Raw genomic sequence first — 11978 nt, forward strand, 5'->3', positions numbered from 1 at the left:
GAACCGCTTCGACGCCAAAACAGAAGCGGACAGATCATGTGCTACCAAACCGGACAACTTGATTAGCTACCGACAGCGCAACGACGCATTGCGGCGCGCCTGCGGCGATCCGCGCGTGCCCTCAACGCTTTATCTTACCCTTTGGCACCCTCACCCGCCGGAAGATCGCGACGATCTCTTCACGATTGCACTCGATGGCACCGAGCCGCACCGCGCGGTCGCGCTCGAAACCGGTTATGTCATAATGCGGCGCCGATGTCTTCGGCGGCCCCTGGTAGGATGAGCGCTTGATGCCGAGTTGCGCGGCGAAACGATGCAGTTCATCGGTGTCGTCGGCCATCAGATGGCACCAGCGATGGCCAACCCATTTCCAGATCGCCGCGTCGACATAGACCGCCATGAGGCTCGCCGCATTCCTTCTTCCGCCGACCGGTACCGGCGACGAGCGATGATAGAAGGGATTCGCACAGAAGATGAAGCGGCCGGCGGCCTCGAGAAGATGAGAAGCCGCCGCGACGCTTTCAAGCCGTGGACCGCGACGGCGCTGCGTCGAGGCAAATCGGAGCTTATTTCGTCGGGCAGGCCTTCGTCTGGTCGAACAGCGACAGATTGACCAGCTTGCCGGTCATGGAGAAATCGCCATAGTCCATGGTTAGATCGCGGGTGATGCCGTTCTCGTGCAGCTTGAAGCTGATCCGGTATTCCGGCGTTTCTTCTCCGTTCTTGGCACTGTCGTCGAAATAGGCGATGTCGACCGGCCAGTATTTGTCGGTGGCAAGCTTGGCCAGCGCCGGTGCTTCCGGATCGGCCTTGTCGGCATCGGTCCTCTTGCCGACGACGACGGTGGTGGACATCACCTTGTTGGCGTCCTCGGAGCCGTCGAACAGATTGGTTTGATAGAAGTTTTCACCCTTCTCGGCCTTGTCTATCAATTCGACCAGATGCTGGGTCGGAAACTGGGTGGCGGCCAGTTCCAGGCTGCTCTTCTCGGGCTTGTCGATGTCGACCTTCAGCCCTTGCGTTTCCTTCGTGGCGACACCCTTGACCTCCTTGTCGAGGTTCTGGTCGACGAAGGATTTGGTCACGAACGAGAAGGTCTTGCCTTCGGCGTCTTCGAACGTCGTCGTCTGCTGGTCGGTCAGCTTGGTGTTGTCGCTGGTGGCAATCTGGGTGACAAAGCGGAATTTCACCGTATAGCCTTCGCAGGCCGAGCCGTTGAATTCATAGACCATGCGGCCGGTAATGCCGGTGATGCCGGAGCGGTCGTCCGCCTTCTTGAGCGTAAGGTCGTAAACGGCGCGATGCGCCTGCAGCGCCGGCACGGCGAAAGCGGGGCCTATCGAAAAGACCGCCGACAACAGGACGGCATGGAATACAAGGCGCGTTGCGCGCATGAGAGGCTCCGATCGTCGCGGCTGATGGCAGGCCGCAGGGAAAGATGGTCCAGCTTAAAAAAAGTCGTGGCGGAAGCGAGGCAAAAATAGCAATTTCGGCCCGGCTGACGCGGCGCCTTCCAGCAATAGGGAAAAGCAATGAGTGAAACAATCGAAAAGCGGCTAAACGACCTCGGGGTCACCATTCCCGCGGCCGCGGCGCCTGCCGCCAACTACGTGCCGCATTGCAGGACCGGAAACCTGCTTTTCACCGCCGGACAATTGCCGCTCAAGGACGGCAAGCTGCAGGCGAGCGGACTGCTTGGCCGCGACGTCGACACAGCAACCGGCAAGGAAGCGGCAAAATACTGCGCGATCAACATTCTGGCGCAGGCCAAGGCGGCACTTGGCGATCTTGAGAAGATACGCCGGCTGGTCAAGATCACCGTCTTCGTCGCCTCGGCGCCGGATTTCGTCGAGCAGCATCTGGTCGCAAACGGCGCCTCCGATTTCCTGGTGGCGGCGCTGGCCGAGCGCGGCAAGCATGCCCGTTCCGCCGTCGGCACGGCTTCGCTGCCGCTTAATGCCGCGGTGGAAATCGAAGCGATCTTCGAAGTCGAGTGAGCGAGCCTGACATGACCGACCTTTCCTGGCTGATTGCCCGGCCTGTCGCCCATCGCGGCTTTCACGACATGAATAAGACGCGCTGGGAAAACACCCTCTCCGCCTTTGCCGCCGCGGCCGAACGCGGCTATGCCATCGAATGCGACGTGCACCTGTCGTCGGACGGAGTTCCCGTCATTATCCATGATGGCGACTTGCAGCGGCTGACTGGGCACGACGGTTTCGTCTGGCAGCGCACGGCGGCCGAACTGGCAGCGCTCAAGGTCGGCGGCACGTCTGATCATGTGCCGACGCTGCGCGAGGCGCTCGATCTGATCGACGGGCGGGTGCCGCTGGTGGTCGAACTGAAAGGCATGGCTGGATACGACAATGGCCTGGTGGCGAGCGTCGGTAGGCTGCTCAAGCGCTACAAGGGCAAGGTGGCGATCATGTCGTTCGACCACTGGCTGATCCGCGATTTCGCCAGGGATGCGCCGGGCATCCCGGCTGGATTGACCGCCTATGGCAAGGACGACAGGCTGATCGAAGCGCATTTCGCCATGCTGGCGCATCAGATCGCCTTCACCTCCTACGCAGCGGGCGACCTGCCGAATCCATTCGTCAGCTTTGTCCGTGAACGGCTCAAAATGCCGGTCATCACCTGGACGGTGCATGACCAGCCGGCGGTCGACCTTACATTCAAATATGCGGACCAGATGACGTTCGAAGGGTTCGAGCCCGATCTGGTCAAGGTCGCTTGATATGGGTGCCTAGAACGTGACTTGTAGCGGTCCGGATGGAGCTTAAATAAGCCTCATGGATCAGGGCGACGACGGCGACGGGCAAACGGTTGATGCGGAGTATGCGATCCGCATTGCGGCGGGCATCGGCGCCTTCACCTGCGAAGAGTGGGACGGTTTCGCCGGGACCACGCGCAGTGATGCCGAAAACGGTTATAACCCCCTCGTTTCATATGCTTTCCTGAGCGCACTCGAGGATTCCGGCTGCGCCGTGCGGCGCACTGGCTGGCAAGGTCATCATCTCAGGCTGGAGAATGGTCAAGGCACGCTGCTCGGCGCGGTCCCTTGCTATCTCAAGTCACACAGCCAGGGCGAATATGTGTTCGATCACGGCTGGTCGGATGCCTTCGAGCGCGCCGGCGGCCGTTATTATCCCAAGCTGCAATGCTCGGTACCGTTCACGCCGGTCACCGGCCCTCGCCTGCTGGTGAGCAGGGGCCAGCATTCCGGCACCGTCAAGGCCGGGCTCGCCGCGGGATTGAAGGCAGTGGCGGAAAAGCTCGGCGTCTCTTCCGCGCATGTCACCTTCGCGCAGGAGAGCGACGTGGACGTGCTGGAGGCGGCGGGCTTCCTGCATCGCACCGACCAGCAGTTCCACTTCGTCAACGAGGGCTTCTCGACCTATGACGATTTCCTCGCCACGCTGGCCTCCCGCAAGCGCAAGGCCATGAAGAAGGAGCGCCGCGAGGCGCTTGCCGACGGCATCTCCATCGACTGGCTTACCGGCAAGGACCTTACAGAACGGGCCTGGGACGATTTCTTCGCCTTCTACATGGACACCGGCAGCCGCAAATGGGGCCGGCCCTATCTGAACCGGGAATTCTTCTCGCTGATCGGCGATCGGATGCCCGATGACATCCTGCTGGTGATGGCCAGGCGCAACGGCCGCTACATTGCCGGCGCTATCAACTTCATCGGCTCGGATGCGCTCTACGGCCGCAACTGGGGCTGCATCGAGGATCATCCGTTCCTGCATTTCGAGGTCTGCTATCATCAGGCCATCGACTTCGCCATCGAACGCAAGCTGAAGGTGGTCGAGGCGGGCGCACAGGGCGAACACAAGCTGGCGCGAGGCTACCGGCCGGTGACCATGCATTCCGCGCATTACATCGCCCATCCCGGCCTGCGCAACGCCGTCGCCGATTATCTCAGGCGCGAACGGCGCGAGGTTGAACGCATGGGCGAATACCTGGAAGAGCACACACCGTTCCGCAAAGATCTCGAGGAGTAGGCCCATCCTGCAGGGCAGGAGCATATGTCAGGTTCGGCATCCCTGGGTTGGCAGTGCACGCCTGTCGAGATCGGCTTCATCGATCTCGCCCGATCGTCTTGCCGCTCACGAGAGGCTTCGCTACACCAATTAGCGAGGCACAATCCGGAGCGTTCGCCATGGCCGAAACCGCCTATGACACCGACAACATCTTTGCCAAGATCCTGCGCGGTGAAATTCCCTCGCACCGCGTCTACGAGGACGAAGCGGTCGTTGCCTTCATGGATGTGATGCCGCAGGGAACGGGCCATACGCTGGTGGTGCCGAAGGCGCCGTCGCGCAATCTGCTCGACGCCGATCCGGCAACGTTCGGCCCGCTTTTCACGGTCGTGCAGAAGGTGGCGCTCGCCGTCCGCGAGGCATTCAAGGCCGATGGTGTCACCGTGATGCAGTTCAACGAGCCGGCTTCCGGGCAGACCGTCTATCACCTTCACGTCCACGTCATTCCGCGCTTCGAAGGCATCGCGCTGAAGCCGCATACGGGCCAGATGGAGAAACCCGAGGTGCTGGCCGAGAATGCCGGCCGGATAAAGGCGGCCATGCCACTATCCTGACGCCTGGCTTTCAGTGGTTCCCAGCAGCTGCGGCCGTCTGGGAAGGTTACGCGGTTGCGCATCGAAAATCATGGATCCGAGCCGCCGGGACATCAGCGTGATCGCCATTCCGCCGAGCACATCAATCAGATTATGCCCGCCGTAGATGAGGAGCGGGCCGCGCGGCTGAGATTCATTCTCATCGCCGCTGAGCGCGCGATCAGGACAGCTTGTTTGCGGAGAACGCCAAAAGCCTCTCAAACGCCGTCGGAGGCTCTACATTTTGCCTGAGCCGCCCGCGGATCGCATCCGCACATTGTGCCGGCGTCAGAAGCGATGTGTCCACTTCCAGATCATACACGCCAGGCCGGTGTACCTCCTCCTGCCACAGACGCACCGCCAGCGGTACAGGGTCGTCAGGCGATCCCGTCACATATCCCCTCCCCGCCGGACTGTCGGCGCGCCTCTGCATGATGATTTCGATCGGGCAGCGGACACCGACAAACAGAACCGGCAGGCCTGCGAGGCGCCGGGCGCAATCGACAAGGCAATCAAGGGGTCGCGAATAGCTGTCGTGATGACCGAGATCGGCCACGACATTCAACCCCACTCGGCTGTGGGCGGCGATCGATTCGTAGAGCGCGGCGTAGAACCTCGGCACGAGACCCTCAATATCCGGGCGCTCGCCGCCGGGCCGCAAACCTATCCCCGGGCGACAGCGCAGCGGCGTGACCTGCTCATAGGTGTCGACCCCCAGGTTCATCCATGGGCCCTCGAAGCTCTCCTGAACTGCCTGGACGATGCTCGATTTCCCCGATCGCGGTGCGCCGTTGAGGATGATGATCTGGCCTGGTTCAGACATAAAATTCCCCATCTCATGGAGGCACTTGACCGGAACGGCATCCAACGCGCCGCCATGGTCTGGTCCCGCGGAGCGAACTCCTTCACCAACGAGGCCATGGTCTCCGAGATCGGCGATGCGTACAGTCTGGGCGCTACTTTCGGAAACGACTTTTCGCGCATGCTCGTTACCGGCAAGGCGCCGTCGGGATTGCATATCTCGATACCGTCGGGTCAACGCATAAAATCGTTCCTCGGCGGTAAGCCGAAATACGCGGCCTGCGAGGCCTTCGGCCGGGCACCCGGCCTGTCCGGCATGGTCGGCGCCAAGGTGGGAGCACCACCGTCCTGGACGGACAAATCAGCCAAAATCCGCCCGACGCCGCTTGCTGTCCAGGGGCCGCCGGCAACGCTTCAGTGATCGTCCCTTTGTGCCAACAAAAAAGCCCCGTTTCCGGGGCTTTTTCGAGGGAGTGACTATCAGCTCTTGCGCGGCAGTTGCGGCACCAGGCTGCGCTTGCCGCCGTCCTTGCCCTTGGGCTCGGGCTTCTGCGCGACGGCCTTCTTGGCCGCCGGCTTCTTGGCCACTGCCTTGCGCTGCTTGGGGGCGTCTTCCGGTTCTTCCTTCTTGGGCTTCACCGGTGCCTCGTCTGCGAGCGATTCGAGCTTCAGGCCGGTCTCGCCGGTTTCCTTCTTCTCGACGCTGACGCGCACCGTGCCGCCCTTCTTGAGCTTGCCGAACAGCACTTCGTCTGCGAGCGGCTTCTTGATGTGCTCCTGGATGACGCGGCCGAGCGGACGCGCACCCATGCGCTCGTCATAGCCCTTGTCGGCGAGCCAGGCGATCGCATCCGGCGACAGGTCGAAGGTGACGCCACGCTCGGAGAGCTGGGCCTCCAGCTGCATGACGAACTTCTGCACCACCTGATGGATAACCGGCACCGGCAGCGAGCCGAACGGGATGATCGCATCGAGACGGTTGCGGAACTCCGGCGTGAACAGCCGGTTGATCGCCTCGACATCGTCGCCTTCGCGCTTGGTCGACCCGAAACCGATCGCCGCGCGCTGCGCATCCGACGCGCCCGCATTGGTGGTCATGATCAGGATCACATTGCGGAAGTCGATCTGCTTGCCGTTGTGGTCGGTCAGCTTGCCATGGTCCATCACCTGCAACAGGATGTTGAACAGGTCCGGATGTGCCTTCTCGACCTCGTCCAGCAGCAGCACGCAATGCGGATGCTGGTCGACGCCGTCGGTCAAAAGGCCGCCCTGATCGAAGCCGACATAGCCGGGAGGCGCACCGATCAACCGAGAGACCGTGTGGCGTTCCATGTATTCCGACATGTCGAAACGGATCAGCTCGACGCCGAGCGAAGCGGCCAATTGCTTGGCGACTTCGGTCTTGCCGACGCCGGTCGGACCCGAGAACAGATAGGAGCCGATCGGCTTCTCCGGTTCCCGCAGGCCGGCACGCGCCAGCTTGATCGCCGAGGTCAGCGCGGTGATCGCGGTGTCCTGGCCGTAGACGACGCGCTTCAGCTCGATATCGAGCCCCTGCAGCACCTTCTCGTCATCGGCCGAAACAGTCTTCGGTGGGATGCGCGCCATGGTGGCGATCGTCGCTTCGATCTCCTTGATGCCGATGGTCTTCTTGCGCTTGGCCTCCGGCACCAGCATCTGCGAGGCGCCGGTCTCGTCGATCACGTCGATCGCCTTGTCCGGCAGCTTGCGGTCGTTGATGTAGCGCGCCGACAGCTCAACCGAAGCCTTGATGGCTTCCGTCGTGTAGCGGACCTTGTGGAACTCCTCGAAATAGGGCTTCAGGCCCTTCATGATCTCGATGGCGTCCTCGATGGTTGGCTCGTTGACGTCGATCTTCTGGAAGCGACGTACGAGCGCGCGGTCCTTCTCAAAGAACTGGCGGAACTCCTTGTAGGTTGTCGAACCGATGCAGCGGATCGCACCCGAAGACAGTGCCGGCTTCAACAGGTTGGACGCATCCATGGCGCCGCCCGACGTCGCGCCGGCGCCAATGACGGTGTGGATCTCGTCGATGAACAGCACAGCGCCCGGATAATCCTCGAGCTCCTTGACGACCTGCTTCAGCCGCTCCTCGAAATCGCCGCGATAGCGCGTGCCGGCCAAAAGCGTGCCCATGTCGAGCGCGAAGATGGTGGCGTTGTGCAAGACTTCCGGAACATCACCCTCGACGATGCGCTTGGCGAGGCCCTCGGCGATCGCCGTCTTGCCGACGCCGGGATCGCCGACATAGAGCGGATTGTTCTTGGAACGGCGGCACAGCACCTGGATGGTGCGGTTGATCTCGGACTCGCGCCCGATCAGCGGATCGATCTTGCCGGCCTTGGCCTTGTTGTTGAGATTGACGCAATAAGCGGTCAGCGCGTCCTGCTGCTGCTTCTTCTTGCCGCCTTCCTCTTGCGGCTCGGCGCCGTTCGCGCCACCCTGCTCGTCATCGGCGCCGCGCGGCGAACGCGTCTCCGACGCGCCCGGACGCTTGGCGATGCCGTGCGAGATGTAGTTGACCGCGTCGTAACGGGTCATCTGCTGTTCCTGCAGGAAATAGGCGGCATGGCTCTCGCGCTCGGCGAAGATGGCGACGAGCACGTTGGCGCCGGAGACCTCTTCGCGGCCGGACGACTGCACATGGATCACCGCACGCTGAATGACGCGCTGGAAGCCGGCGGTCGGCTTGGAATCCTCGTCATAGCCGGTAACCAGATTGTCGAGCTCGGTGTCGATATAGGTGAGAACAGTGTGCTTCAACTCGTCGAGATCGACATTGCAGGCGCGCATGACGGCGGCCGCCTCGGTGTCGTCGATCAGGGCGAGCAGCAGATGTTCAAGGGTTGCATATTCATGGTGCCGCTCGTTGGCGAGCGTCAGCGCTTGGTGAAGCGCCTTTTCCAGGCCTTGGGAGAAAGCCGGCATGTTACCTCACTTCTTCTCCATCACGCATTGCAGCGGATGCTGATTTTGTCGGGCGAAATCCATGACCTGGGACACTTTGGTCTCGGCCACCTCGAATGTATAGACCCCGCACTCGCCCACTCCATGATTGTGAACATGAAGCATGATGCGTGTGGCGGCTTCGCGGTCCTTCTGGAAAAAACGCTCCAGCACGTGAACCACGAACTCCATCGGTGTGTAGTCGTCGTTCAGGATGAGGACCCGATAGAGGCTGGGTTTCTTGGTCTTGGTCTTTGTGCGCGTGATGACCGCCGTGCCGCGGCCGGCCTCATTGCCGTCGCCGCTGCCGTTCTGCATCCGTGCCCTGGTGGCAGTCAAACCGATCGTCACGTAATCCTGCCTCTTTCGAATCCTCATGCGAGTTCGACATGTAGGTGTTCGATGGACGATTTTAAGCCCTTCTGGTTAGCTGACAATATGGCTAGGTGCCCAACTTGGCGGATTTTCGCAATCGTGAAGGCGAGCCAGGCCCCTGATCGGAAATTGACATGAAAAAACCCGGCCACGCTGCCGCGGCCGGGCTCTGTCTTGGCCCAATGGGCCCAGTTCTCGTACTGCCGAACGGAATTACTTCGCCTTGGCAACGATCGATTCGAACGGCTTGTAGGCTTCCTTGGCGAGTTCGGCATAGAGGTCGCCGATCTTGGTGGCCTCGGCGACGAACGCCTCATAGGACTGCTTGGCATAGTCGGACTGGACCTCGATCGCCTTGTCGAGCGACTTGGCCGAAACAATCTTCTCGAAAGCGGCGCTGCCGGCTTCGAAGCTCTTCTTGGTGTATTCGCCGGCCTCGGCCGCAATTGCCTGCGCGCCCTTGGACAAGGAGGCGAAGCTCTTCAAGCCGGTGTCGGCGAACTCTTTGCCGTATTTGCTGAAGTCCTCATAGGTCTGCGTCATTTCAATTCTCCCTGGACGGTTGATGCGCCCTGCCCCGAGCGCCTTGTGCAATGCACTCGAATATATTGTGCGACGCACAAAAGTCAAGAAATCGCCAGCTTCCGTCCTAGCCGGTGTGGGCAATGGCTAAAATTCGAATAAACAGAGGCTCAAACCACCAGAAAATGGTGAACGCGGCGGTTACCATAAACGGATTGGTAACGCTGCCCCGATAGCTTGCCCGGAAGTGAGGCAGGATCCCTTTGCCGCCTCCAGCGCAACAAGAAATTCAAAGGAACTATCAGTGCGTCAGGCGTTGTCGGGCATCGTTTCCAAATCCGCGTCCCCTTTCAAAACGGTCATGATCATCGCCGTGGCGATGACCATCGTCGTTGCAAGTGCGGCCCCGTCGCTCGCCGCGAAGTCCGCGGCCATCGTGGTCGACGCCAAGACCGGCAAGGTGCTCTACTCCTCGGATGCCAACGCCCGGCGTTATCCCGCCTCGCTCACCAAGATGATGACGCTTTATTTGACTTTCGAGGCTCTGGCCAAGGGCAAGATCAGCCGGAACTCGCCGGTCGTCTTCTCGGCTCATGCCGCGGCAGAGCCGCCGACGAAGCTCGGCGTGAAGCCGGGCGGATCGGTGGCGGTCGAGACCGCCATCCTGTCGATGGTGACCAAATCGGCCAATGATTCGGCCACCGCGCTCGGCGAAATGCTCGGCGGCAACGAGACCAACTTCGCCCGCATGATGACTGCCAAGGCGCGGCAGCTCGGTATGAACGGCACCGTGTTCCGCAACGCCAACGGCTTGCCCGATCCCGGCCAGTTCACCACTGCGCGCGACATGGCAACGCTCGGCATCGCGCTGCGCGAACATTTCCCGCAATATTACGGCTATTTCTCGCAGCGCTCCTTCCTCTATGGCCGCCAGCGCATCAACGGCCACAACCGCCTGCTTGGACGCATCAAGGGCGTCGACGGCATCAAGACCGGCTACACCCGCGCTTCGGGCTTCAACCTGGTTTCGTCGGTTTCCGACGGCAACCGTCGCATTGTCGGCGTGGTCATGGGCGGCACCTCGGGCAGCAGCCGCGACAATCAGATGGCGGCCCTGATCAACACCTATCTGCCGCGGGCATCGACCCGAGGCGGCGGCGATCTGGTCGCCAAGGCCGATAGCGGCAACCCGGTGACGGCATTGGCCAAGGTGCTGTTGCCCAAGCACGACGCACCGACTCCGGATGAGAAGCCGATGGCGGTGGCCAGCGCCGATGACGCGGACGAGGCCGTTGCCGACGACGCGACGGTAGCCCAGGGCGACAGCGAGGACGCCGACGATAACGCAGCCGAAGAAACCGAAGTGGTTGTTCCGGCAAAGAAGGTGAAGACGGTTATCGTCTCCGCCCCCAAGGTCGCCACGGCACAGGTGGTGTCCGCTTATGCCGAGCCCGCGCCGGCCGTCGACCCGGTCAATACCGCGTCGGTGCCGTCGGGTTGGGCCATTCAGGTCGCCTCGTCGCCGAAACAGTCCGAAGCCCAGGCCTTCCTCGACAAGACCACCAAGCAGGCGCCCAAGGCGCTGGCAGATGCCTCCGGCTTCACCGTCGCCTTCGACAAGGACGGCGTCACGTACTACCGCGCCCGCTTCGGCGGCTTCGGTTCCAAGACCGCGGCCTGGAAGGCCTGCACCGCCCTCAAGAAGAAGAAAATCGAGTGCTACGCCGTCCAGCAGTAGGGACGGCGTAGAAGATATCTCCCGGAAAATTTCTGCGTCGAAGGAGACTAGTTGTGATTGGAGAGCAAGACGTCCTTGGCTTCGTTGATCCGCGCCGCCAGGAAAGACGTGCCGCCGATATCGGGGTGCAGGCGTTGCATCAGGCGGCGGTGCGCCTTGCGGACATCCGCCGCGGCGGCCCCCGCTTCAAGACCAAGGACCTTGTAGGCCTCCTCCTTAGTCATGGCGCCCGGACCTGGCGCAATACCCAGCCCTTCGCCACTGTGCGCCTCAGCGTTTTTGCGCCAGACGGGAAATCTGCCGTCAAGATACGTCTCTAGCAGTTGCCGGCTCTCCGGGTCACCGGAGAGTTCGCGAAACAGCTGCAGCAATTCGGCTTTGCCCATCGCACCAAGCATCTTGCCTTCATGGCGGCCTGCCAGGACAAGGCCTTCAAGGCCTCCTGTATCGTGATCGAGGTCCATTTCCAGCGCCGCTGTGCGTACGGTCGAGCGTCTCCGCGCCGGCATCACGGCTCGCCGGTTCAGCCGCATCGAGCCGTACCAGGCGATCGCTGCGAGCAGGATGATGCCGCCGAGACCGCCGCGCCCGACCAGCAGCACGGCGCCCCCGACCAACGCCAGCAAAACCGGCCCAACCTTCCTCATGTCGCCTGCAAGCCTGCTCGGGTCGGCCCGCACGAAAGCCGTTGCCAGGCCCATCAGCACCAGCAGCAATGCGACGACAGCGATGATCGCGCCTACCATATTCCACTGCCCCGTGAATGCCTGGCGATCGGCCGGTTTTCCAGACTATTCCTGAACACGAGCATGCCGCCACCGGGTGTTATTTCTGCGCCGCAATCATGACCTTGCGCGACACATGGTCCGCATCCCACCACGCCGCGGCGCGATGTGGTCGGCGCGAGTGCGTCAGATATCGAAACCGGATGGTTCCTATCGCTCATGATTTTCAAGA

Annotated in this window: 12 protein-coding genes and 1 pseudogene; 6 read left to right on the forward strand and 7 right to left on the reverse strand. The window is 61.8% G+C overall.

The genetic code is table 11. The features are described 5' to 3' along the window. Positions 1 to 121: 121 nt before the first annotated feature. Positions 122 to 400 (reverse strand): DUF4031 domain-containing protein, encoded by a 279-nt coding sequence (locus tag FJ973_RS22115; protein WP_140557707.1) that lies wholly within the window; start codon positions 398 to 400, stop codon positions 122 to 124. A 166-nt stretch (positions 401 to 566) separates the two neighbouring features. Then, entirely contained in the window at positions 567 to 1394 is an 828-nt protein-coding gene (locus FJ973_RS22120) for a cell envelope integrity EipB family protein (RefSeq protein ID WP_140557709.1), read from the reverse strand. A 138-nt stretch (positions 1395 to 1532) separates the two neighbouring features. On the opposite strand from FJ973_RS22120, the gene FJ973_RS22125 reads away from it, so the two are divergent. The 4 genes from FJ973_RS22125 to FJ973_RS22140 all read left to right on the forward strand — a co-directional run bounded on the left by FJ973_RS22125 (position 1533) and on the right by FJ973_RS22140 (position 4600). Continuing rightward, on the forward strand, positions 1533 to 1997 hold the full coding sequence (locus FJ973_RS22125) for a RidA family protein (RefSeq protein ID WP_140557711.1): 465 nt from the start codon (positions 1533 to 1535) through the stop codon (positions 1995 to 1997). Between the two features lie 11 nt (positions 1998 to 2008). Beyond that, positions 2009 to 2737: a glycerophosphodiester phosphodiesterase gene (locus tag FJ973_RS22130; protein WP_140498715.1), complete on the forward strand. Its 729-nt coding sequence runs from the start codon at positions 2009 to 2011 to the stop codon at positions 2735 to 2737. 55 nt (positions 2738 to 2792) lie between these two features. Then, entirely contained in the window at positions 2793 to 4007 is a 1215-nt protein-coding gene (locus FJ973_RS22135) for a GNAT family N-acetyltransferase (RefSeq protein ID WP_140498717.1), read from the forward strand. A gap of 158 nt (positions 4008 to 4165) precedes the next feature. Beyond that, positions 4166 to 4600, forward strand: coding sequence for an HIT family protein (locus tag FJ973_RS22140; protein WP_140498719.1), 435 nt, complete (start codon positions 4166 to 4168; stop codon positions 4598 to 4600). A 199-nt stretch (positions 4601 to 4799) separates the two neighbouring features. Here FJ973_RS22140 and FJ973_RS22145 read toward each other — a convergent pair whose 3' ends face one another. Further along, on the reverse strand, positions 4800 to 5441 hold the full coding sequence (locus FJ973_RS22145; protein ID WP_140498721.1) for a chloramphenicol phosphotransferase: 642 nt from the start codon (positions 5439 to 5441) through the stop codon (positions 4800 to 4802). 18 nt (positions 5442 to 5459) lie between these two features. Here FJ973_RS22145 and FJ973_RS22150 point away from each other — a divergent pair. Further along, positions 5460 to 5840 (forward strand): annotated as a pseudogene (locus FJ973_RS22150) (hypothetical protein); the annotation flags it as partial. A gap of 59 nt (positions 5841 to 5899) precedes the next feature. Here FJ973_RS22150 and clpA read toward each other — a convergent pair. From clpA to FJ973_RS22165, 3 genes are all read right to left on the reverse strand, one after another. Then, positions 5900 to 8368, reverse strand: coding sequence for an ATP-dependent Clp protease ATP-binding subunit ClpA (gene clpA, locus FJ973_RS22155; protein WP_140498724.1), 2469 nt, complete (start codon positions 8366 to 8368; stop codon positions 5900 to 5902). Between the two features lie 6 nt (positions 8369 to 8374). Beyond that, positions 8375 to 8704, reverse strand: coding sequence for an ATP-dependent Clp protease adapter ClpS (gene clpS / locus FJ973_RS22160; protein WP_027051901.1), 330 nt, complete (start codon positions 8702 to 8704; stop codon positions 8375 to 8377). Positions 8705 to 8974: 270 nt separating this feature from the next. Beyond that, positions 8975 to 9304, reverse strand: coding sequence for a phasin family protein (locus tag FJ973_RS22165; protein WP_140498728.1), 330 nt, complete (start codon positions 9302 to 9304; stop codon positions 8975 to 8977). A 283-nt stretch (positions 9305 to 9587) separates the two neighbouring features. Here FJ973_RS22165 and FJ973_RS22170 point away from each other — a divergent pair, with 283 nt between their 5' ends. Continuing rightward, complete coding sequence (locus FJ973_RS22170) at positions 9588 to 11021, forward strand: D-alanyl-D-alanine carboxypeptidase family protein (RefSeq protein WP_140498730.1); 1434 nt, start codon at positions 9588 to 9590, stop codon at positions 11019 to 11021. A gap of 47 nt (positions 11022 to 11068) precedes the next feature. Here FJ973_RS22170 and FJ973_RS22175 read toward each other — a convergent pair whose 3' ends face one another. Continuing rightward, on the reverse strand, positions 11069 to 11767 hold the full coding sequence (locus tag FJ973_RS22175) for a DnaJ domain-containing protein (RefSeq protein ID WP_140498732.1): 699 nt from the start codon (positions 11765 to 11767) through the stop codon (positions 11069 to 11071). Positions 11768 to 11978: the final 211 nt, after the last annotated feature.

Origin of the sequence: Mesorhizobium sp. B2-1-3, from assembly GCF_006442495.1 — a bacterium.
GTDB lineage: Bacteria > Pseudomonadota > Alphaproteobacteria > Rhizobiales > Rhizobiaceae > Mesorhizobium.